A 24612-nucleotide genomic window follows, 5' to 3' on the forward strand; every position below is an offset into this window, starting at 1 on the left:
TCAATAATGAAGTAAGGGGTTCTAGTATTTTAATAATTATTTTTATTGAATATAATTACTAGTATTAAAGTTATAACACTCATTAAAGCAATGGTTCCACCTGGAGCAGTATTTCCATAATAAGATAATATTAGCCCACCTAAAACATCAATCATCCCAAATATAATTGAAAGCAATAGAGTGGTTTTAAATCCTTTCTTTATAACCAATGCAGTAGCAACTGGAACTACTATTATTGAGGAAATCACTAATATTCCCATTATTCTAATAGATACAGAGATAGTTGCTCCAATTAGTAAGGTGAAAATATAGTTTATTACTTTTACCTTAACACCAGAAACTTTTGCACCTTCTTCATCGAAAGTAATATACACTAGTTGGTTATATAAAAAATAGAGAACCACCATACATATTATGGATACAATAAATATCAATAATAACTCACTAGAGTTTACAGTTAGTATACTTCCAAATAGATATGAACTTACTTTGGCAGTTGTTTTACCAGAACTTACAAGAATAATTGCAAGACCCAAACTTAAAGTAAGAACAATTGACATAACAAGTTCAGCATATTTTTTAAAATATCCTCTTAAAAATTCAATTACAACAGCACATAAAGTTGTAAAAGCAAGAGAGGTAAACAATGGATTAATACCACTTACAAGGCCAATGGCAACCCCTGCAAAGGAGGAGTGAGAAAGTGTATCTCCAATCATAGAATAGCGGCGAAGTACAATAAACAATCCAATACTAGGACAAAGAATTGAAATCATAAGTCCTGCTAAAAGAGCTTTTTGCATAAATTCATATGATAGCATTTATAAAACCTCCCTTTCTCTTTGAGTTTCATATTCACTTAATTCATAAAGAGAGGCTTTAAAATCTTTAACATCTATAACATGAGTAGAATACTCTAAAGCTCTTGTAATATTATGATCAACTGAAAGTATTGTAAGTCCTTTTTCTCTGTTTAATCTTTGTAATAAAGCATAAAGTTCTATCTGATTTTTTTCATCAACTCCAGAGGAAAGCTCATCTAACATTAAAAGGTCTGGTTCTCCAAGCAAAGCTTTTGCAATAAATACTCTTTGTTGCTGTCCACCAGAAAGTGAACCAACTAAGGAATTTTTAAAATCTTTCATATTTACATAATCAAGAATACTATCAATAGAACTTGAACTTTTAATACCAATAGTTTTGCAGTGAACCTTAAGCAATTCATAGACAGTTATAGGAAAACTGCTATTAAATCCATCAACTTTTTGAGCCACATAACCAATAGAGCATTTTTCTATAGTTATGTCACCTTTCAATGGAGTTAATATACCGAGTAATAGCTTTAACAACGTAGTTTTGGCACTTCCATTCTCACCTATTATTGAGGTAAAGCTTCCTTTCGGGATATTTAAATTTATATTATTTAATATATAAGGCATACCACCTGAATAGGAAAATGTTAAATCGTTTATTTGTATCAAATTAAATCAGCTCCTGCAGTTGTTAATAATTAATGTATTTGAAATTCAAAATACATATTAAATTATATAACTAATTGCAAATGGTTTGCAACAAAAAATATAATACTATATTATTTTTACTTATCATTATTAACGGGAGAGATATTATCTATTTGCCAATAACCGTTAGGAGTTTTTTCAAAAGAAACTTTATATGAAGAATATTTATGCGGGGATGTATCCTCTAAGCCAGAAGCAGTAACTTGTGCTATTTTATTATCTTCATAAGTCAAGTTAACTTCTTTTACCCTAAGGAGCTTATATTCTTTCGCATATTTAGAAGTCATATAATAATCCACTGCATAGTATATGTCTTTGCACTTATAGTTAACGTATAAAGTCCTCCCTATGATGGATAGGGGAATAAGCAGTAAAGCTATAATTATAGTTCTGGAAAGTATTAGTTTAATTTTTCTTTTCTTACGAATATTAAATCGGTATAAACGACTATTTTTATCAATGGTTTTTTTGTGAATTCTTCTATTATCTAATCTTCTTGCAGTACTCATAAATACACCTCCAAATAATATATTACCAAAAAATGGTAAAGATATAAAGAGTTATTGCATGTGAAGCTTATAAAAACATATAATAGGTATATAATAATTATGTGAAAGGATGGAACTTAAATGGATTTTTCAGCATTAGTTTTAATGGAGAGAGATGGAACAACAGGACATTTAATAAGAGAAGTAGGCAGTTATGCAGTAAATGAAGGTGCAATATATGTAACAAAGCTATATTTACAGGATGGAGTAGTAAATTTATTTTTTGGAACTAATAAAGATGTAGAAGATTGGGAGTTCTCAGCAATTTATGATTTGTTTGATGTGGATGCATTTGAAAAACTTGGATACAATATTGAAGAAATAGATACTGAATTTAATCCACTTTGGAAGATTACATTTGATTATGAGGATGATCACGAGGAAATTAGAGCAATCCTAAATGAACTTTGTACAATTATTAATGAGTGTATTTCAAAAGTACTAGAGGATATAAAAGACAAAGAAAGTGAGTATATATAGGCATTTTAAGGGCACTTAATTGGTTCATACATAATGGAGTTATTAATTGAACTTAAAACCCTATATAAACAAAGAGGTGAAAAAATGAGTGAAGATAAAAAGTTGAAAAATAGAAATGAAATTGATGAAACTTATAAATGGGATATATCTAAGGTTTATAGCTCAGAAGATGAGTGGGATAAAGAATTTCAAGAACTTAAAAATGAGGCACCAAAACTAAAGGAGTATTCTGGCCAGCTTAAAACAGGAGAAAAGATATTAGAATATATGAAGTTAAGCGAAAAAACTTCTAGAAAAGCTGAGAAGCTAATGATTTATGCACATTTAAGAAGTGATGAGGATACTGCAAATTCTAAGTTTCAAGTGTTAAAGGATAAAATTGATGCTTACTTAGCTGAACTAGGAAGTTATAGTGCATTTTTTGTTCCTGAAATTTTGGAATTAACTGAGGAATTTTTAATTAAAGAGATAGATAGAATACCTGAACTTAAGATATATGAATTTTTATTTATGGATATATTAAAAGAAAAACCACATGTACTTACTAAGGAAATGGAAGAGTTAATGGCATCTGTATCTGATTGTTTAGATGCTCCTTCAAATATTCACAATCTTTTAACTAATGCGGATATGACCTTTGGAACAACAAATGATGATGAAGGAAATGATGTGGAATTAAATGAAGGTAACTATTCTACATTTGTAAGAAGCAAGAATAGATCTGTAAGAGAAAATGCATTTAAAAAGCTATATGGTGGATATAAAGCATTAGAGAATACTCTTGCAGCAAGTTTAAGTGCATCAATAAAAAATGATATATTCTCAGCTAAAACAAGAAAATATTCAAGTGCTTTAGAGCAAGCCTTGAAGCCAAATGATATTCCATTAGAAGTATATAAAAATTCAGTAAAAACAATAAACGAAAAATTACCGTTATTACACAGATATATTGGGCTTAAGAAAAAGTTATTAAAGCTAGATGAAATGCACATGTATGATTTATATGTGCCTGCAATAGATGTTCCTAAAGAGCATATAGAATATGAAAAAGGAATTGAAATAATCAAGAAAGCTTTAAATCCTCTAGGAGATGAATATTTAAGTATTTTTCAAGAGGGAATTGATAACGGATGGGTAGATGTTTATCAAAATAAAGGAAAGAGATCCGGAGCATACTCATGGGGAAGTTATGATACTATGCCTTATGTTCTTTTGAATTATAATTTCCAACAACATGATGTATCTACCTTAGCTCATGAGATGGGACACTCAATTCACTCTTATTATTCAAGAAAAGTTCAACCATATTTTTATGCAGGGTATACAATTTTTTGTGCAGAAGTAGCATCAACAACAAATGAGGCTCTTCTTATTCATTATCTTATAGAAAATGAAAATGATAAAAATAAAAAGTTGTATTTAATAAATGAAGAACTTGAACAAATTAGAACTACAGTATTTAGACAATTAATGTTTGCAGAATTTGAACTTTTAACTCATGAAAGCTTAGAGAATGGAGAACCTCTTTCTGCAGAAGCATTAAATAGTATTTGGTTAGATTTAAATAAGAAATATCATGGAGAACATATGATAGTGGATCAAGAAATAGAAAGTGAATGGAGTAGAATCCCACATTTTTATAATGACTTTTACGTATATCAATATGCAACTGGTTATGCAGCAGCATCATCCTTTGCTAATTCTATATTAAAAGGAGAAAAAGATGCAGTAGAGAAATATAAGGGATTCTTAAAAAGTGGAGGCTCAGACTATCCTATTAACATACTAAAAAATGCAGGAGTAGATATGACATCTCCAAAGCCACTTGAAGCAACACTAGAAAGATTTAATGAATTATTGGATATGTTAGAAAAAGAAATTAAATAATTATTAGGGGACGGTTAACATTTAATCGTCCTTTAATTATGCAAATATATGGAAAGAAATAAATTTCATTTTTATCTAAATAGTGTTAAAATATCAATTAATGCATAATATTTTGGCAAACTTAAGGAGGATTTTTATGAAGAGTTTTGAACAACTCCTGTTAAATAAACTGATAAAGGAATTTGGCTTCTATATTAAGGAGGTTAATCAGGGAGATTTAAAATGGATAGCTAAAATGAAAGTTGACAATGGAGAAATATTTGTAGGGGTAGTATCTAAGGACAATAAGGATATTACATTAGAATCTGAAGAGGGTTCATTTATTAAAGTAATTGAGGGGAATTATAATGGAGAGGAATTAAAATCAGGCGAAATTTACTTTTCACCAGACGAAAAACAAGTAGTAGCTGCTTGGAATGATAAAACACCGCTAATTGATATAATAAATTCAATATATAGAAGATCTACACCGAGTACTTTATCATATATAACAATGGGAATCATAGCAATTAATATTTTTGTATTTATATATAGTGCGTTCCTGTCAGGAAGTGTTATGGATATAAAATCTACTGTGCTTTATGAGCTAGGTGCGAAATATACTCCAGCAATTCAAGCAGGAGAATATTGGAGATTAGTAACATCTGCCTTTTTACATGGAGGTTTGGTTCACATAGCAGTTAATATGTATTCATTATTCTATACTGGTAATCAAGTTAATAGAATTTATGGAAATAGAAACTTTGTAATTATATATTTCTTAAGTGCAATTGGTGCATCAGGTGCATCCATGTTCACTAACTCTCTTTCTATAGGAGCATCAGGTGCTATATTTGGGTTATTGGGGGGATTATTAGTATTTGCATATATAGAAAGAACTAGAATAGGTAAAGACTTTTTAGTAAACTTGGTTTCAATTATTGCAATGAACTTAGTTATTGGATTTATGCTACCAAACATAGATATGTTCGGACATATTGGAGGATTGTTAACAGGAATAGTTTTAGGTTTTATATTATATAAAAGGAAGTAAAAAGAAAGACGTTTCTCAACCTTTAAGTTGAGAAACGTCTATTAATTTGTCATTATTGATTCTAAGTCTTTATTTGATAAGGTTTCTTTTTCAAGTAGCTCTTTTGCAAGTAAATGAAGAGTATCTATATTTTCATGCAAAAGATTTTTTGTATCTGTGTATAGATTCTCCAATAATTCTTTAGCTTCCTCAATAATTAGATTTCCATAGGAATTACCTAGTGAGCCTAGTGAAGACATCTTTAACAAACCAAGATTTGCTCCCATTCCGTATTCAGACAACATAGAAATAATTATTTCAGTGGAAGATTTTAAGTCACCATATGCACCTGTAGTTATGTTATCTTTTCCAAAAATGATTTCTTCAGCAGCCCTTCCAGCAAGAAGAACCATGATTCTATTTTTTAAATGAGATATAGTTTGGTAAGAACTATCCTTTGGTATTGTCAATGTGTATCCACCAGCACCTTTAGTGGTTGGAATTATTGTTACCTTTGATACCTTATCCTCAGGAATTCTAATTAAAGAACAAAGAGCATGTCCACCTTCGTGATAAGCAGTTATCTTTCTATCTTTTTCACTTAAGTAATCCCTGTCTTTCTTTTCATAACCAGCTACAACAATGTCAAAAGCAGCACCAATATGTTCCATTGTTATAAATTCTGTGTCTTTCTTTGCAGCAAGTATTGCAGATTCATTAACTAAACTCTCAAGTTTAGCACCTGAAAAATACGCAGTTTTTTCAGCTATGTCTCTTATATTAATATCACTATAAGGTTTATTGTCTAAATGTAGTTTAAGTATTTTTTCTCTTGCATTGATATCTGGTAATGAAACCTCTATATGTCTATCAAATCTACCAGGTCTAAGTAAGGCTGGATCCAAGATATCAAGTCTATTTGTAGCAGCAATTACAACTATACCTTCTTTTTCAGTAAAACCAGACATTTCTGTAAGCAATGCGTTTAAGGTTTGATCCCTTTCATCAGAGCCAGAAGACTGCTTTCCTCCATCTCTTTTTTTACCAATAGCATCTATTTCATCTATAAAAATAAGAGCTTTTCCATTTCCAGCTTCCTTTGCTTTCTTAAATAAATCTCTGATTCTTGAAGCTCCTACTCCAACATACATTTGCATAAAATCAGAACCGCTCATGGCATAGAAAGGAACATTTGCTTCTCCAGCTACAGCTTTAGCAAGAAGAGTTTTACCTGTACCTGGTTCCCCGTATAAAATAACTCCTTTTGGGATTCTAGCACCATATTTCACGTATTTATCTGGATTGATTAAAAAATCCACAACATCTTTTAAGCTTTCTTTAGCTTCATCGTTTCCAGCAACTTTATCAAAATCATAATTAGTTTTAATATTGTCGGATACAACTTTTGGTGAAAAACCATTGCTGGTAGAGAATCTTTTATTATTCATGAAGTAAAACGCTAGCCAAAATACTGATATCATCATACCAAGTGAAGGTAAAACAGTTGATAGAGATTGCGGCTTTTCAGTTTCAATTATAACGCTTTTATTAAGTAAAGATTCTTTAAAGTTAGGCGTTTCAGGATTCTCAGTTAAATATTTATCGCCAGATTTCAAGGTTACTAAGATTTTATTATTTGTAGAAAAGTAGACTTTTAATATGTTGTTGCTTGAAAAATCATTTTTAAAGTCTAAGTAAGATTTATCTTTATGAGCTCTGTAGCTTAAGTTAGTATACGCAAGAAAACTTAATGATGAAATAAAAATAATTATTGGAATTATTAAAAGTTTACTTTTTAATATTTTCATACATCCCTCCAAGATTTTTATTTAACTAATATACATTACAACTATGATTATACGGGTTTAAAATTTCTTGTCTAACGAATCTCATAACTTTTGGCAATGTAAGTTATGGATAATTGCCCAATTATGAGTTATACTTAAGTGGTTATTACTAGATATTTTGGAGGGGGAGCCATGAGGGTATCAGAGATTTGTGTGAAATTATCAAAAGAAGATATATTAGGTCTATTGGAAGAGGTAATTACCTTTAAGGGACTTAAAATAGATGATATTGAAATAGATAGAGTAATTAGAATTTCAGGAAGCTTTAAAAGGATATTAAGGGTTAAATTCAGAGTCGCAGTTGAGATAATTGAAGTTAAAAAAGATGAGTTAGTATTTAGACTAAAAGAGATAAAAGTTCTTGGAATTCCTGCAATAAAGCTTATTAGAAAGTTTGTTCTGAAAAATATATTAAAAGATTTAAAGAATATGGGCGTTGTTCATAATGAAGATAAGGTTATTATTAACTTTAATAAATTAATGAAAGATATTAAAAACTTTGAGATGGATATAAAGGAAATACAAGTAAATAAAAGTGGAATAAATGTTACTTTACATAATGTAGTTATAGATATTAAGGATATTATTAAAAAAGGTAATAAAGATAAAATAGAAAATGAGATATTAACAACAGAAGAAGATAGGACAACTTTAATTGAAAATAATGAGACATTATTATTAGAAGAAAAGACTGAAAATATAGAAAAGGTACAAGATGTTTATACCGATGGTAGAAGCTTTTTAGAGGAAAAAATACCAGATAATATTAAGCCAATGGAAGAATACTTATTTATTTTACCAGATATTATAGCCTTAATAGTTAGGCTATTAAAAGATAGTAGAGTTAGTAAAAGTACAAAAATTGCTGTAGCATCTTCTCTTGGTTATATTATAATTCCAAAGGATATAATAAATGATAAGATTCCTTTGCTGGGGAAGATTGATGATATATCAGTAGTATTTTTTGCATTAAATAAGTTGATTAATGATGTGCCTTTAGAAGTTCTTTTAGAAAATTGGCAAGGAAGCAATAAAAATATATTAGTACTTAAAAATGCATTAGAGTATTTAAAATCATTTTCTAATGGGAATAAACTAGATAAGTTTTATGTCTTGATTGATTCATTTGTTTAATAAGAAAAGTTGATTATTATTTTAAGGAGCACATATATTATGGGAAAGAAAGTTTATGCTATAAAAGAAGGATTTGATTCAGAAGCCAATATGAAAATAGAAAATAAGATTGTTGATACATGGGCAGAATGCTTGAAATATGTTAAGGGAGTTAAAGGAGCAAAATATAAGAGCTTTGAAGACATAAATGAAGCTAAAAGATTTTTAGAAGAAGGAAGCAAATTGCTAAAAATGGGTGTTGATGAATATCCAAAAGATTGCTTACATATATACGTTGATGGAAGCTATAATATAAGCACACAGAAATACTCATACGGATTGGTTGCAGTAAGGAATAATGTTGTTGAATATATTGATAGTGCATCAGCAGTAGATACTTCAAAGAGTAATATAAGACAGATTGCTGGAGAATTAGAAGCAGCAGTTAAAGGTGTAGAATATGCTTTGAGTAGAGATGATAAGAAGGTAGTTATTATTCATGATTATGAAGGAATAGCTCACCATGCTACAGGTTTTTGGGAGAGAAGAGAAGAATCATCTATAAGATATTTTAATAGAATGAATGAACTTATGAAGTTAGGAATAGAAGTTATATTTGTTAAAGTAGATAGTCATACTGGGGAATTTTTCAATGAACTTGCAGATGAAAAATGTAAAGAAAAATTAGCTATTGATTCGGATAGAGTTGTAGATAAATGGTTGGCTAACAATATTCTATATGTAAGTAATGAAAAAGTAAGAGATGAAGTAATAAGTATAACTAACAATAAGGAAGAAAATATTGTAGTTGTAGGTAATCAAAAAAATTCAAGTAGTGAAAGTAAAAAGGATGGAGTAGAAAGAGATATTCCTGAAGAAATAAATAGAATTCTTATTAAGTTATCTAAAGAAAAACAATTAAGAGTTTTAGAGGTTATTAAAGAAATAAGCGCTGAATAAAAAATGATAGCAAACCCATATATTTCAAAGAGTATAAAAATAATTACTACACATAATATATTTATAAAACATTATGTTAATTCTAATATGAATGTTTTGTAAAATAATAATTGAGTAAGAGGTGTAGTTTTATGAAAAAATATCTAAGTGGAATTACAACAGGTGCAATAGTAGGGGCAGCTTTTGGAATGATGATACTACCACAATTAGACAGAAGAACTCAAAAGACATTTAGAAAAGTTGGAAGAAAAGTAATAGATATGGCTGAAGATAAAGTGGATATTATGGGATGGATGAAATAACTCGAGATATTTTCTCGAGTTATTTCATTAAAAAAGAAAATAAATGATTATATGGAATACTTATACAAAAATAAAAAAATTGTAGAAAACTACTGCGCAAATAATGAAAATTTCAAAAAAATGTATTAAAATTTGAAAATTCGTGTTATAATTTAAAATAATTAAATCATTTTAAATAATTTTTAAAACATGATACATAGAAAAGGAAGATTAGATATGGAAATACTTTCATTAGGGGAAAAAATCAAAAGAAAAAGAAAAGAATTGAATATGACCTTAAAGGATTTAGCAGGAGATAGAATAACTCCTGGACAAATTTCTTTAGTTGAATCAGGAAGATCTAATCCATCTATGGATCTGTTAGAATATTTAGCAGATGCGTTAAAGACTTCTGTTGAATATTTAATGGAATCTGAAGAAACCCAAGCAGAAAAGATATGTATTTATTATGAACAAATCGCTGAATCATATATTTTATCAGGAGATTATTTTGGAGCTGAGAAATACATAGAAAATGCTTTATATTATTCTGAAAAATATGATTTAGAATATAGAAAAGCAAAAATATTATTTCTAACAGGCGAAATACACATGCTAAAGGGTGAATTAGTGGCAGCACAACAATATTTCCTATCTTCTAATGTTATATTTATAAAAAACAACAATTTTGAAGAAATTGTAAAAACCTTTCTTAATTTAGGAAAAATTACATTACAACTTAGGGCGTATCATTCTACTAGTTCATATTTAAAACAAGCAGAAAAGGTGTATTTAGACAACAATGTTGGAAATGATCAGCTGCTAGGAGAAATCTATTATTATATGGCTACAGCTTTATTCAAAACTGAAAATATTAGTGAATCAATAAACTATTCATTTTTAGCAACTGAAAAATTTAAACGAATCCATAACAAAAAAGAATATGCTAGAACTCTATTATTATTATCAGAAGAATATAATAAAAAAGGGGACTTGGCAAATGCAATAAAATATTCTGAAAAAACACTAGATGTTTATAAGGAATTAGAAGACACAAAAAATATTGGAGAAATAGAAAATAATTTAGGGAAGTTATTTTATGAATTTGAGAATATAGAAGAGTCTTTTATGCATTATGATATTGCCAAGGAAATAAGAAGTAAAAATGCTGATAACAAATTAATAGAAACTCTTATAAATATATGTGAAAACTATTTGAAATTAAAAGATGTTGATAAGAGTGAAGAAATTATACGTGAGATATATGAAAAGATTGAAGACAATGATATAGTCAACCGAATTGAGTGTAATTTATTAAATTATAGACTTCGTTTAATACAAGAAGAATATGAAGAAGCTGAAAATATATTGGTAGAAACATACAATTATGCAGTTAATAATGAATGTAGTAAAAAGGCAGGACAAGTAGCTATAATACTTGGAAAATTCTACATAGATAATAAAAGAGACAAAGAAGCAGCACAATATTTAGATTATGGGATTAATATATTTAGCGACATAGGGTTATTAAGAAATTAATAATAGATTGGGTGATATGATGGAAATACTATCAACTGGGGAAAAAATAAAGCGTGCAAGAGTTTATAAGGGAATTACATTAAAAGAACTGTGTGGGGATAAAATATCCATTTCAAAAATGAGTTGTATAGAGAACGAAAAAATTAAAGCAGAAAAAGAAGTTCTCGAGTATATTGCCTCAAAATTGTATTTGGATTTAGATTATTTATTAAAAGATGTTAAAGAACAACTTGTCGATAATATAGAATTAATTAGAAAAAATCTTTTTTCAGGGGAAGATATAGAAGAAAATATTAAATATAACTTAGAATATGCAAATGAATATGAGTATTTTGATTTATCTTTTGAATTAATGCACTTACTATTTCAATACTATCTTGAGGAGTCAAAGTATGAAAATATTCAATTGATAGTATCTCAGTACTATTATTTATCTCAAAAAAACATTGATAAAGAAATTGTTATAAAGTATTTTCATGACATGGGCAAGTATTTCTGCCAAAACAAGGAATATACTGAAGCTATAACATATTATGAACGACTTATAGAAGTACTTAGTAACAGTAAATTTAAGGATAGAGGCGAATATGCATATACGTTATATAGTAAGGCATTATGTTACTATAAGTTAAAAGAAATACATAAGGCTTATGATGATATGAAGTGCGTAGAGAAATATATTAAATATGTTGAAGATCCAATAAATAAGGGTAAAATGTACAACCTGTTAGCAACATTGTGCATAAAACTAAAGAAACCTGAAGCAGAGGCTTTAGTAAAAAAGGCATATAGTTTTCAAAAGGACAATCCTATATCATTAGCACTTTCAAAGTGGAATTATGGAGAATGTTATTTTGGAATTGGAGAAAAGGGAAGAGCTATAAATGAGATAGAAGAAGGATTGAATATCTTCCCAAAACATAATAGGATAAAATATGTTGAATTCATGAATAACTGCATAAAGCTATTTATAGATTATGAAGAGTATGATGAGGCATATAACATATGTGATGAAGCTCTTAACCTGGCAATTGATTGTGATAATATAAGATTAATTGAAAGATCATATTATCTGAAAGGGACAATATTACAAAAGCAAAATAAGGTTCAAGAAGCTGAAATGTATATGAATCTTTCATTAGATGCTATCTTGAAAGTTGGTAATAAGGAAGATAGGTATCAAAGATACATAGACATGGGACAAATGTACTATAAACTGGGTGAAATAAGAGATGCTTTAAAGTATTTTTCACTAGCTTTATCTTTAGAGAAAACTTTATAAACTAAATTTTGTTAAAATTATAACATTTTAGGTCGGAATAATAAGAAAGAGTTGCCCTTAACTTATGAGAATTCATATTAAGGACAACCCTTTTTATTTGCAATATAAAATTAATTTATGTCCAAATAAATATATAGACTAATCAAATTATTTTTATCAATAAAATGAAAAGTATATATACTAATATTTTTTAATTAAGTCAAAAGTTATTTCAAATAAGCTCAATTTAGGACTGAAGGAGCTTATTTTTATTGGCTTAAATATTCTTTTTAATATTTTCATACACTCACGCTCCCTTTAATATTTCTTAATATTATTATAGAGGTAAGTTTTGTAAAATTCATTGACAATTAAGGCTATAAAATGGTACATTTGCGAGAAGTTATTCACAAATCCAGTACTAGTAAAAACAAAAAAACACCTTAATTAAGGTGTTTTTGTACTCTTTTATTATTGGTTTTACACTTTCTTTATTATTATTAAATGTGCACCATACCCTTTTAGTTTAGGGAGCAGGTTTAAAACAGAACTTTTCTTTGTATATCTAAAATTAATTCCTGGGAAAGAAGCCTTGTGAAGAATTTCCCTTTCCTCTTTGTTTAATCTAATTGGTTTTCCCATACCTAACCAATAATTATAGGAAGAACCTATTTTTTCATTTAATATATAAGTAGTTATTTGTGCATTACTATTTATGTTTACTATATTTAAGGATATCTTCTTTTCGGTTGTATTTTTAATACCTCTTCTTTTTTCTAAGGTTTCATAGCTAATTAAATTATTAAGTTCTTCACCGTAATTATAAAGAAGAATTTGATACTCATCTTCGCTTTTTGTTACTAAATAGCCATCGCCTTTTTGGACAAGAATATCTCCTAATTTACCAAGTAAATAGTAGGCATAATAAGAAGGTTTTTTAATTCCCATATCATTTACCAATCCAGAAGAACCAAAAAATACTTCATTAGTAAGTACTACCTCTTTCTCTAATACGTCAAAAGCTCTAATAAAATTTAAGGATATGTTATTATTAGCTACTTGGTGAATAATATAAGGTATCATATAGGCTGAGTCGTATATTTTGTTTATTTCTAGGTGATTTCCTATATAACCTTCATCTTCATACTCCAATGAGTTTTCCTCCAAAATTTTAATAATCTCATTTTTAAGTTCAGAAGGAAAGTCACTATGGAATTGATACTTTATATTATAAAAATCGATACTCTCAATTTCAGAAAAATACTCTACATAACTATGGAAGGCATTTATTAATTCCTCATCTGTAAGCTCTAATTGTTCCAATAAAACTAGTGGAATAAGTTCAATATATTCCATGAATTCAAAAACAGTCTTAGTTTTATTCCAGTTATAAAAACTGCTGCCAGGGAAAATTCCCATATCTCTGTGGAAAAGATTAAATATTCTTCCGTACCTAAATGAGATTTCTTCCTGAATTTCTTCAAGGTTATCTTTATTATCTTCAATTAGAAGGTCGAAGGCATCCCCTACATTAATTACTTTTCTAAAATCATCTGAGAAAGGAGAAATTTCTTCATCCATGTTAATATGAATTTTATGAATTCTGTTCTCATAGTTAAATCTGTCATAATCCTCAAGATAAGGGTAAAGAAATTTAAGTGCTTCAGAAGTTTCTAAATAAGTTAGTTTTTTTGCTTTCTCATAAGATTTCTCATCTAGTTTATACTTCTTTTTATATTGGAGTGGAGTACACTTGTAGTAAAATTTAAAATTCTTATTATAATATCTTGTATGAGAAAAACCAACCTCATCAGAAATTTCTGAAATGCTCATGTTGCTATCTAAAAGCAGCTTTATAGACTCTTCAACTCTTGTAAGATTTAATAAATCAGTAAAACTATATCCAGTTGCGTTTTTTATCTCATGTGAAAGATAGTCTGCGCTTAAAAATTCTTTTTTAGCTATTTCTTGAAGACTTATTTTATTATTGTAATTATTGAAAATATATTTTGCAATTCTATGATATCTTTCTAACTGTTCTTCATTGTCCTTTAGTTCTTCTTTCTCATAGGTTAGATAGTGAAAGTTGTTAATTAAATGATATAGCATATCTATTAAAGTACTTTCAATTTCTTCATCATAGTCTTCTCTTTTTTGTATGGCTTCGCAGAGAATAATTGAAAGAAAAATTCTAAGATCTTCATATTCCTGACTTTCTTGAGCACCTTCGTCTGAACTATTAAGATAGAAAAACATATTTTCGATGTCATTATAATATTTTTCAAAAAAACTTGAGTCCATATGGAAGATTAAAACTCTATTATCAGGATCCTTAGAAAAAATTCTATGAGCTTCGTTGTTGTTGATTACTTCCATCTCTTTTTCTTCAATTTCATAAGTATCTGAATCTATGGTTACATTTATGGTACCTTTAAGTACAAATATTATCTCAATAGCGTTGTGCCAGTGAATAGGATAATCCTCAATTGAGCAATATGAAATTGTTACTGGCATATCTAGTGGATAAATTATATGCTCTCTTCTCAAGTTCTCACCTCAAATTATTTTATTATAAATATATTATATCATAAAGGACAAAAAGAGATAAAAGGAAGATTGAAATAGACTTTGACTTTCTTTGACTTTTATATTATTATTTAATTAAAGCAAGATACAAGGAGAATTTTAATGAGGTGATAATATGAATATTGAAAAAATGACTTTAAGGGTGCAGCAATCATTAAATGATGCACATGAAATAGCGGTTAAGAACAATCATCAAAGCGTAGATTCAGTACATCTTTTTGCTGCTCTTATTAATGCAGAAGATGGACTTATTTCAAATATTTTAAGTAAGATGGGAAAGGATATAAAGTCACTAAAATCGGACACTGATTCACTCTTAGCGGGTATGCCTAAGGTGCTAGGTTCAGCAGCATCTTCATCAGGGGTTTATGCTACTAGAAAAATAGAAGAAATACTTATAAAGGCAGATAAATATGCTGAAGATTTTAAAGATATGTATATAAGTGTAGAGCATGTATTCTTGGGGATTATTGACATAGAAAATAAGAATGTAATAGGAAATTTATTAAATAAATATGGTATTACAAAGAATGAATTTTTAAAGGTTTTAAAAGAAATAAGAGGAAGTCAAAGAGTCGAAACACAAGATCCAGAAGGAACATATGACGCTTTAAGCAAATATGGAGTTAACTTAGTTGAATTAGCCAAGAAACATAAGTTAGATCCTGTTATAGGAAGAGATGAAGAAATAAGAAGAACTGTTAGAATTCTTTCTAGAAGAACTAAAAACAATCCTGTACTTATTGGGGAGCCTGGAGTTGGAAAAACTGCCATAGTTGAAGGGTTAGCAGAGAGAATTGTTAGAGGAGATATTCCAGAGGGGTTAAAAGATAAAATAATATTCTCACTAGATATGGGTGCATTAATTGCAGGGGCAAAATATAGAGGAGAATTTGAAGAGAGATTAAAAGCTGTATTAAAAGAAGTTCAGAGTTCAGAAGGTAGAATAATATTATTTATTGATGAAATTCATACAATAGTTGGTGCAGGTAAAACTGAAGGTGCAATGGATGCTGGGAATTTAATTAAACCTCTTTTAGCAAGAGGAGAACTTCACTGTATAGGTGCAACAACCTTTGATGAATATAGACAATATATTGAGAAGGATAAGGCTCTTGAGAGAAGATTCCAGCCAGTAGTAATTGATGAGCCAACAGTAGAAGATACAATATCAATTTTAAGAGGATTAAAGGAAAGATTTGAAATACATCATGGAATAAGAATTCATGATTCTGCAATAGTTGCAGCTGCAAAATTATCAGATAGATATATTCAAGGAAGATTTTTACCAGATAAGGCCATAGACTTGATAGATGAAGCGGGTGCAATGATAAGAAGTGAAATAGATTCCTTGCCAACAGAACTTGATGAGGTAAGAAGAAAGATTTTTCTATTGGAAACTGAAAGAGAAGCATTGCTTAAGGAAAAAGACCCAGCATCAATTGCAAGAGCTCAATCAATAGATAAAGAACTTGTAGAGCTAAAAAGCAAAAATGACGAGATGAGTGCAAAATACGAAAAAGAAAAGTCTCATATATCAGAGATTAGAGAGCTTAAAAAGCAGCTAGATGATGCTAGAGGAATGATTGAAAAATATGAAAGAGAGTACGACTTAAATAAGGCGGCTGAACTTAAATATGGACTTATTCCATCCCTTGAAGAGAAAATAGCCGAAAAAGAAAATGAAGTTAAAGAAAACTATGAGGGAGCTCTTTTAAAGGAAGAAGTTACAGAAAATGAAATATCAAATATAGTATCTAAATGGACTGGAATTCCTGTAACTAAGCTAGTAGAAGGTGAAAAGAAGAAACTTCTAAGATTGGAAGAGGAATTAGGAGAAAGAGTTATAGGCCAAAATGAAGCTATTCAATCAGTTACAAATGCAGTTATAAGAGCAAGAGCAGGACTAAAAGACGAAAATAGGCCAATAGGATCATTCATTTTCTTAGGTCCAACTGGTGTGGGTAAGACTGAATTAGCTAAAACATTAGCAAGAACTCTTTTTGACTCAGAGGAGAACATTATAAGAATTGATATGTCAGAATACATGGAGAAATACTCTGTTTCTAGATTGATAGGAGCCCCTCCAGGATATGTAGGGTATGAGGAGGGTGGTCAGCTAACAGAAGCAGTTAGGAGAAAACCATACTCAGTTATCTTATTTGATGAGATTGAGAAGGCTCACCAAGATGTATTTAATGTATTCCTACAAATTTTAGATGATGGAAGACTAACTGATAATCAAGGTAAAACAGTAGACTTCAAAAATACCATTATAATAATGACTTCAAATATAGGAAGCTCATACTTACTAGATGGAAGCACTGGTGGCAAAGTTTCAGAAGAGTCAAAGGCTAAGGTTATGAATGAAATGAAGGCAAGATTTAAACCGGAATTCTTAAATAGAGTTGATGATATAATAACCTTTAGTCCATTATCATTAGAGAATATTAAGAAAATAATTGATATATTCTTGATTAAGGTTAAAAATAAAATGAAAGAAAAGAATGTAACCCTAGAAATAACCGATGAAGCTAAAAAACTAATTGCTGATGAGGGCTTTGATCCTGTATATGGTGCAAGGCCATTAAAGAGATATATTGAAAATACATTAGAAACAAATCTTGCAAAAAGAATTATTTCTGGAGAAATCTATGATGGAGTAACAGTAATTATCGATGAAAAAGATAATTCTTTAGTTTTTAAGGTTTAATAATTGGGGACGGTTAACATTTCTTATACCTAAATTAGATATAAGAAATGTTAACCGTCCCCTTTTAAAATCAGCTTATGTGTTGAATAGGCAAGCAGATTATGGCAATAATTCAAGAAATAAGGAAGGTGAATTTATGCCAAGAACAGCAAGAATAAAAGTAAGTAACGGAATTTATCATGTAATGGTAAGAAGCATCTCTGAAATAAAACTTTTTAAAAATGATTATGATAAAATTCAGTATTTAGAGTTTTTAAAAGAATGTCAAAAGTTTTATGTTTTTAAAATTTATGCTTTTTGTTTAATGAATAATCATGCCCATTTCATTATTGATTCTTGTGGAAGTGATATATCAAAAGTAATGCATAGAGTTAATTTAAAGTATTCAAGATATTATAATCACAAATATAAGCGGCATGGACATCTGTTCCAAGACAGATTTAAGAGTAAATTAATAAATAGCGATAGGTATCTTATAAACTTGTCATTATACATACATAATAATCCTAAAGATATTAAAAAATACAGGAGATTTCCTGAGAAATATAGATTTTCAAGCTTAGGTTCTTATTTGAATTTAAAGGATGATGAATTTCAAATAGTTGATAAATCTTTTATAAATTCTTTGATAGCAGAAGATTCATATATGGCATGTAAAAGATATTCGGAGAAGATTAGAAGATATTCAGGAATAAATATTAATGAAGGTGAATTTAAAGAAGAAAAAAGTCAATATATAAGTGGAAGAAAAATTATAGATAGAAATTTCACTTTAGACTCCATTTTTAAATATATAAAAAATAAATATGGTTTTGGACGCGATATGCTTAATATTAAAAATAGAAGAGAAACACTAAAAGCAAAGGCAATTGTGGTAGTCTTAATGAGAAGTTTAGGTAACTTTAAAGGTAGTGAGATTTCTGAAGTTTTAGGGAATATAACTTATTCAAGAGTATCAAAGCTATGTGGAATAGGCATTAATTTAATTATTTCCGATAAAGAATACAATGACGAAATTTATAACTTTTTAAAGATGGCATAAATTAAAAAATTCACTTGAAATTTTGGTTATAAAATAGGTAAAAGATAGACAAGCTAATTTGTCTATCTTTTTTTTATTAAGAATAGCTAAATATTAATATAGAACATAGAATTAATTAATGTTAACCGTCCCCAAGTATTTCAGCCATAGAAATAAACTTTTTCGCTTTTTCAAAATTTCCTTGAAGCTCAGCAATCTGACTTATTAATAGGTAGATTTCTTTATTTTCCTTATCTATAGATAGAGCTTTATTTAAAACTTCTTCTGCTTTAAAATAGTCACTTTCATCTATCAACTTTTTAGATAAAACTAAGTATGAGTTAACATCTTTTTTTATAGTATGTTTTCTTAAAACTTCGTCTAAAACTGATTTAATTCTTTTAGTTGTGAAAGGTTTCTGAAGATAAGCAGCAGCCCCGAATTTAGTGCATTCTACAGCATTCTTTATTGTTCCAAATGCAGTCATCACAATAACTGTTGTTGATTTATTCATTTTTTTAATTTGTTTTAAAAGCTCTGTTCCTGATACATTTGGAAGTTTTATATCTGTAAACATTAAGTCAATTTGATGGTTATTAAATATTTCTATTGCCTCTTCAGCATTTTTTGCCTCAAAAACCTTATATCCTTCTATTTCTAAAAAGGTTTTTAGCATTTCTCTAATATTTTTAGTATCATCTACTACTAAAATAGTTTTCATTATATGCCTCCTATTATTGGAAGTGTAACCTTAAAGATACTTCCTGATCCATATACACTATTACAAGTTATTGTACCGTTATGAAGTTCAACTATTTGCTTAGATAGAGGTAGTCCAAGTCCGGTACCATTTGATGTATCGTTGCCTCTATAGAATTTATCAAATATTTTATCTATTTGCGATTTGCTAATACCAATACCTTGATCCTGTACGGTAAGAATTATTGATTTATCATCGGAATATAAAGAAATAAATACTTGTTTGTTATCTAATGAGTATTTTATAGAATTAGAGATAAGGTTATTAACAACCCAAGAAAACTTCTCCTTATCAATAGAAATCATTGGTAAAGCCCCTATTCTTTCAAAATTTAATGTTATATTTCTAGCATGAGATATAGTACAAAAATTCTTAATCGAATTTTTAATAATATCAGAAATATCTGCAATCTCAAAATTTAAGTAATTTTGATCAGTTTCTAATTGAGTAAGCTTTAAAAAATTATCAATCATATTAAGTAAGTTTTCTGCATCTTCTTGTATTGTGTTGATAACTCTATATCTTTCATCAACATTTTCAATTATAACACTTTCTTCAAGCATTGATGAGCCCATCATAATTGAAGTTAATGGAGTTTTTAACTCGTGTGAAAGAGTGCTAATAAAGTCCTGTTTTAATTTATCAAGTTTTTTAAGTTCAGTAATATCTTGAAAATACACTATTATTCCATTTAGGTTTGAATCTCGGTTTTTTATAGTTGAAACAGATACATTAAAACTATGACTATCTTTATGAAAATTCATAACTTTAGATGCACCACTAAAGTTAACCTCTTTAGCCTTTGAAATAAAATCAAATAAATCTCCATCTGTAATAAAATCTAATATATGTTGTCCTATTAGTGAGGCTTCACGAAATTTAAAGAAATCCTCACAAGCATCATTTATTAAGATGCACTTAAAATTGTTATCTAAAACAATTAATGGGTTTGATATACTTTTAACAATTGATAGTGACTTGTTTTTCTCTTCCATAAGTTGTCCCAAAGTTGAGTCTTTAAACTCCTTAATCCTTTTTGACATATTGTGAAATTCTTTATATATTTCGCCTATCTCATCTCCTGAATTAATAGGTCTATTAAATGAAAAGTTTCCATCTTTAAAGCCACGTATTGCATTCTGAAGGTTTACTAGAGGGAGTAGCAGTTTATCTAAGTATTTATTTGATAAAAGAATACTTAGAAATAAGACTATCAAAGAAGATATGAATAAAAATTTCGAAGAAAGGATTATTTTTTCTTGAGAATTTAGTATCTTTACTTTCATAGCATTATTATTAAGTTCATATATAGCATCTAAATTTTGCTTAAGTTCATTATAATTATTTTGTATTTCATTATAATAACCTGAGATACTATTTCCTTTATCGTAAGAATCAAAAGTAGTTTTACCTGTATTAAAAAATTTAATAAATAGTGCTTTTGTTTGATTATTTAAGTCAAGTTCCCCGTTTTCAGAGGTTCTATCAAGCTGAATAGCATAATTATCATAAAACTTTTTTTCTAAATCTAAAAAATTGTTCTTATAAGCTTCATTTTTAGTAGAAATATAATTTAATAATGCAAAATGCTGGTTTTCTGTGATATCCTGCATATTTTTAACAGCATTAATACTATCAAAATTATATTTATAAAAACTATTAATAGAATCTTTTATATAGAAAAAGTTATATAGCGAAATAATTACAATAACTGCATTGACTGATATTAATAGAGTAATAAGTATTTTAAATTTTACCCGAAGGCTATTTTTCAAGTTAAACAACTCCTTATGTTGATTATATTGATATTAATAAAATATATTATATGACAAAATTCTTAAATAAAAAAGATGTCTCCTATAAGGAGACACCCTTTTGTTTACTAATTATTTTATATTGTTTTCATATTGTTCAACCATTCTCTTTACCATTTCTCCACCGATTGAACCTGCTTCTCTAGCAGTTATATCTCCATTGTATTCTTTTAAGTGAACGCCTAATTCACTAGCTACCTCATTTTTAAATTTAGATAGCCCATTTTTTGCATCTGGTACTAATGTTCTATTACTTCTTGCCATAACAGTTTCCTCCTTTTATCCCTTATGGGATTTTATATTTTATTTGCTAAGCTTTATTTGCTTTGCATCATTATTTTGTGCACTCTTGTTTTTAATACACTATAATATCAGAGGTAAAAGAGGAAATGTGTACATGTCTAACCAAAAAATAGGACAAATTGTTATAATAATGCACTTTTATATTTTTATAAAAAACAAATAAAAAAATACATCATTTATTAAATTCTTTATAGGAAATTAATCCATGAACTGAATTAGCTTCTTTAATCCCACGAACAATAGCCTTTTCCATCACTTGAGCAGCTAAAAGTCCAACAACATTTATGTCAGCATTTACTTTGTTTGTAGATAAAGCAAATATAGTATCACCATCAAACATTGTATGAGCAGGTCTAATTGCTCTTCCATAGCCATTATGACTCATAGATGCCACTTTATTAGCCTGAGCCTTAGTTAGTATTGCATTTGTAACAACGACTCCTATTGTTGTATTTCCACTAAAAACATTTTTACTTTTATCATATTGTGAAATCATAAAGTCTTCAGTGTTTACAAAAGTTTTTTTATCATCAGATAGAGCACCAGCGATAATAGTATTAGTTTCCGTATCAACTATATCACCTAATGCATTAACCGCAACGATTGCACCTACTTGAAGATCTCCAACTTGTACTGCATAAGTTCCAAGCCCACCTTTCATGGAAAATTCAGGTCCTTTAAATTTCCCAACAGTTGCTCCTGTACCAGCTCCAATATTTCCATTTATATCGCCCTTATACTCCTCAGAATTAATACAGGCTTGAAGGCCCATTAATTTATCAGGGCGAATATCTGAACTACCAATAACAAGGTCAAATAATACAGCACTACAGACAATCGGAACTTTGGTAACACCAACATCAAAACCTATTGAGTTTTTTTCTAAGTATTCCATTACGCCTGCAGAAGCATCTAAGCCAAAGGCACTTCCACCAGATAATACTACAGCGTGAACTTTATCAACAAGTTCCATAGGATTTAAGAGGTCAGTTTCTCTTGTTCCTGGAGATCCACCACGGACATCAACACCTCCAGAAGCACCTTCTTTACAAATAACAACAGAACAACCAGTGCATCCTTCTAAATTTTGAGCATGACCAAGCTGAATTCCATGAATATCGGTAAATTTTATCTCATTCATAATAATACCTCCATATCATAAAAGCATCCAAGAACCTTGGATGCTTATAATAATTACGATCTAATTTTATTTAAAATACTTATTACAGGAACTGCAATTATTGCTGAAACCAAAGCTTCTGGAATTCCATTTGAAAGTCCTATAGTGAAAAGGGCTTTTCCAACTGTTGATGGATTGATACCAATAGCTTGTGCAAATTTTGCCGCATAGAAAACATATGTTAGTCCTAAAACAAAAATCGTATTTGTTAGTGTTCCAATAACAGCAGCAACACCAATACCTGTCTTAGGAAATTTCTTTCTTATTGAAGCATAAGCATAATAAGAAAATAAACCGATAAGTATTCTAGGCAATATAGCGATTATTGGGTTCCAGAATATAAATGAAGTTGGCGTAGGTGCTGTAAATGCTTGGTACATTGAGAATAATCCAAAACAAAATCCTACTGCAGCTCCAACTACTGGTCCTTCAACAATAGCTCCAATAATTACGGGTACGTGCATAATAGTTGCTTTAACTGGTGGGATGTTTATAAATCCAAGCCCTGTTAACCCTAAAAATAATGTGATACCAGTTAGCATACCTGTCACTACAAGCTTTCTAATACTCATAGTCATAGTTGTTTTTCTTTCCATTTTGATAGCCTCCGTTCTTACTCTTTAAATTAGATATAATTCGGAAAAAATTGTGAATTTGTTCCTAGTTCAGTTTCTAAAAATAGAATACCGACAATAAGATTTTAACATTTTTAATTATAAGTGCAATAGTATATTGTTAAAAAAATATCTAACTTTTGCATTTAAATTGGACAAATGGCTTTATTATTAATGTTTGGAACATAAAAAAAATTAATTCTGAAAATTCTTTCTTTTACGGGGACGGTTAACAACTATTTGTACTTTTTAAGTATAAATAGTTGTTAACCGTCCCCGGTACTTTTAGAAGAATCTTAAGCATAAATTAGATTATTAGTATTATAATTTTATTTATAGGATATTTTTAAGAGGTGAAAATATGGTAAGTACAGTTTCAATTATTTTTATGGTTATAACAATAATTATTTCTATTATTTTACCAATAGCTTTAGTAATCTATTTTTATAAAAAAGAAAAAATATCAATAAAAACTGTGTTAATAGGGGCAGTAGCTTTCTTTGTAGCAACGCAGGTATTAGAAAAATCAGTTCATATAGCCGTTTTAACAAAGATAACAGTTACAGCCGAAGTTTTGAAGAATCCAATCTTATATATGTTGTATGGTGGACTAATGGCTGGGATTTTTGAAGAAACTGCTAGGTTGATTATTTTTAAATTTATACTTAAAGACAAAAAAGAATGGAAAGATGGGTTGGCATATGGTTTAGGACACGGAGGAATTGAAGCTATCTTGCTAGCTGGTTTAGGATTTTTAAATAATCTTATTCTAGCAATTATGATAAATTCAGGAACTTATAATAAATTAGTAGATACTTCAGGAGTGGCTGCAAATACACTAGAAAGTGCAAAAAGAGCATTAATTGGTATGCAAAATTATTATTGGCTTTTAGCAGGGATAGAAAGAATATTTGCATTAGGAATTCAAGTAGGACTATCATTACTTGTCTTATATGCGGTAAAAGAGCGAAAATATAAATTTTTCTTCTTAGCAATTATATTCCATGCACTAATTGATTTTCCAGCAGTTCTCTATCAAATGGGACAAGCTAATATACTTATTGTTGAGGTAAGTGCGTTTGTTTCCTTTGTTATAGCATTGCTATTTATTAAAAAATCTAAGGTATTGTTTACTAGAGATGTTTAAAAATGAATAGAATAAAAAATCATCAT

General features: G+C 28.9%; 21 protein-coding genes. 11 read left to right on the plus strand and 10 right to left on the minus strand.

The window, feature by feature from the left end; genetic code table 11:
- Positions 1-29: 29 nt before the first annotated feature.
- From PTZ02_RS01535 to PTZ02_RS01545, 3 genes are all read right to left on the minus strand, one after another.
- Positions 30-821 (minus strand): metal ABC transporter permease, encoded by a 792-nt coding sequence (locus PTZ02_RS01535; protein WP_274226070.1) that lies wholly within the window; start codon positions 819-821, stop codon positions 30-32.
- Positions 822-1481: a metal ABC transporter ATP-binding protein gene (locus PTZ02_RS01540; RefSeq protein WP_274226071.1), complete on the minus strand. Its 660-nt coding sequence runs from the start codon at positions 1479-1481 to the stop codon at positions 822-824.
- A 116-nt stretch (positions 1482-1597) separates the two neighbouring features.
- Positions 1598-2029 (minus strand): hypothetical protein, encoded by a 432-nt coding sequence (locus tag PTZ02_RS01545; RefSeq protein ID WP_274226072.1) that lies wholly within the window; start codon positions 2027-2029, stop codon positions 1598-1600.
- 120 nt (positions 2030-2149) lie between these two features.
- Here PTZ02_RS01545 and PTZ02_RS01550 point away from each other — a divergent pair, with 120 nt between their 5' ends.
- The 3 genes from PTZ02_RS01550 to PTZ02_RS01560 all read left to right on the plus strand — a co-directional run bounded on the left by PTZ02_RS01550 (position 2150) and on the right by PTZ02_RS01560 (position 5468).
- The gene (locus PTZ02_RS01550) at positions 2150-2548 is read left to right on the plus strand and encodes a DUF6762 family protein (RefSeq protein WP_274226073.1); all 399 of its coding nucleotides are present in this window, start codon (positions 2150-2152) and stop codon (positions 2546-2548) included.
- 84 nt (positions 2549-2632) lie between these two features.
- Positions 2633-4435, plus strand: coding sequence for an oligoendopeptidase F (gene pepF / locus PTZ02_RS01555; protein ID WP_274226074.1), 1803 nt, complete (start codon positions 2633-2635; stop codon positions 4433-4435).
- A 136-nt stretch (positions 4436-4571) separates the two neighbouring features.
- Complete coding sequence (locus PTZ02_RS01560) at positions 4572-5468, plus strand: rhomboid family intramembrane serine protease (RefSeq protein WP_274226075.1); 897 nt, start codon at positions 4572-4574, stop codon at positions 5466-5468.
- Positions 5469-5509: 41 nt separating this feature from the next.
- Here PTZ02_RS01560 and PTZ02_RS01565 read toward each other — a convergent pair whose 3' ends face one another.
- Entirely contained in the window at positions 5510-7255 is a 1746-nt protein-coding gene (locus PTZ02_RS01565; RefSeq protein WP_274226076.1) for an ATP-dependent metallopeptidase FtsH/Yme1/Tma family protein, read from the minus strand.
- A gap of 171 nt (positions 7256-7426) precedes the next feature.
- On the opposite strand from PTZ02_RS01565, the gene PTZ02_RS01570 reads away from it, so the two are divergent.
- The 5 genes from PTZ02_RS01570 to PTZ02_RS01590 all read left to right on the plus strand — a co-directional run bounded on the left by PTZ02_RS01570 (position 7427) and on the right by PTZ02_RS01590 (position 12469).
- Positions 7427-8428 (plus strand): DUF1232 domain-containing protein, encoded by a 1002-nt coding sequence (locus PTZ02_RS01570; protein WP_274226077.1) that lies wholly within the window; start codon positions 7427-7429, stop codon positions 8426-8428.
- 39 nt (positions 8429-8467) lie between these two features.
- A complete protein-coding gene (locus PTZ02_RS01575; protein ID WP_274226078.1) occupies positions 8468-9367 on the plus strand; it encodes a ribonuclease H1 domain-containing protein in 900 nt (299 codons plus the stop codon).
- 131 nt (positions 9368-9498) lie between these two features.
- Entirely contained in the window at positions 9499-9669 is a 171-nt protein-coding gene (locus PTZ02_RS01580; protein WP_202767788.1) for a hypothetical protein, read from the plus strand.
- A 216-nt stretch (positions 9670-9885) separates the two neighbouring features.
- The gene (locus PTZ02_RS01585; RefSeq protein WP_274226079.1) at positions 9886-11187 is read left to right on the plus strand and encodes a helix-turn-helix domain-containing protein; all 1302 of its coding nucleotides are present in this window, start codon (positions 9886-9888) and stop codon (positions 11185-11187) included.
- A 19-nt stretch (positions 11188-11206) separates the two neighbouring features.
- Positions 11207-12469: a helix-turn-helix transcriptional regulator gene (locus PTZ02_RS01590; protein ID WP_274226080.1), complete on the plus strand. Its 1263-nt coding sequence runs from the start codon at positions 11207-11209 to the stop codon at positions 12467-12469.
- A 459-nt stretch (positions 12470-12928) separates the two neighbouring features.
- On the opposite strand, the gene PTZ02_RS01595 is transcribed toward PTZ02_RS01590, so the two are convergent.
- Positions 12929-14995: a helix-turn-helix domain-containing protein gene (locus tag PTZ02_RS01595; protein ID WP_274226081.1), complete on the minus strand. Its 2067-nt coding sequence runs from the start codon at positions 14993-14995 to the stop codon at positions 12929-12931.
- 154 nt (positions 14996-15149) lie between these two features.
- Between PTZ02_RS01595 and clpB the strand changes: the two genes are divergently transcribed.
- Both clpB and PTZ02_RS01605 read left to right on the plus strand, forming a co-directional pair.
- Positions 15150-17747, plus strand: a complete 2598-nt coding sequence (gene clpB / locus PTZ02_RS01600) for an ATP-dependent chaperone ClpB (protein ID WP_274226082.1) — start codon at positions 15150-15152, stop codon at positions 17745-17747.
- 136 nt (positions 17748-17883) lie between these two features.
- On the plus strand, positions 17884-18789 hold the full coding sequence (locus PTZ02_RS01605; RefSeq protein WP_274226083.1) for a transposase: 906 nt from the start codon (positions 17884-17886) through the stop codon (positions 18787-18789).
- Between the two features lie 121 nt (positions 18790-18910).
- On the opposite strand, the gene PTZ02_RS01610 is transcribed toward PTZ02_RS01605, so the two are convergent.
- The 5 genes from PTZ02_RS01610 to PTZ02_RS01630 form a co-directional block, all read right to left on the minus strand.
- A complete protein-coding gene (locus PTZ02_RS01610) occupies positions 18911-19489 on the minus strand; it encodes a response regulator (protein WP_274226084.1) in 579 nt (192 codons plus the stop codon).
- Positions 19489-21303, minus strand: coding sequence for an ATP-binding protein (locus PTZ02_RS01615; RefSeq protein ID WP_274226085.1), 1815 nt, complete (start codon positions 21301-21303; stop codon positions 19489-19491). Before PTZ02_RS01615 ends, PTZ02_RS01610 begins: the two co-directional genes overlap by 1 nt.
- A 111-nt stretch (positions 21304-21414) precedes the next feature.
- A complete protein-coding gene (locus tag PTZ02_RS01620; RefSeq protein ID WP_202767782.1) occupies positions 21415-21606 on the minus strand; it encodes an alpha/beta-type small acid-soluble spore protein in 192 nt (63 codons plus the stop codon).
- A 211-nt stretch (positions 21607-21817) separates the two neighbouring features.
- A complete protein-coding gene (locus tag PTZ02_RS01625) occupies positions 21818-22786 on the minus strand; it encodes a P1 family peptidase (protein WP_274226086.1) in 969 nt (322 codons plus the stop codon).
- Between the two features lie 53 nt (positions 22787-22839).
- A complete protein-coding gene (locus tag PTZ02_RS01630; RefSeq protein ID WP_238882366.1) occupies positions 22840-23421 on the minus strand; it encodes an ECF transporter S component in 582 nt (193 codons plus the stop codon).
- A 379-nt stretch (positions 23422-23800) separates the two neighbouring features.
- Here PTZ02_RS01630 and PTZ02_RS01635 point away from each other — a divergent pair, with 379 nt between their 5' ends.
- Positions 23801-24586, plus strand: coding sequence for a YhfC family intramembrane metalloprotease (locus PTZ02_RS01635; protein ID WP_274226087.1), 786 nt, complete (start codon positions 23801-23803; stop codon positions 24584-24586).
- Positions 24587-24612: the final 26 nt, after the last annotated feature.

This window comes from Clostridium sp. 'White wine YQ' (assembly GCF_028728205.1).
Taxonomy (GTDB): domain Bacteria; phylum Bacillota; class Clostridia; order Clostridiales; family Clostridiaceae; genus Clostridium_T.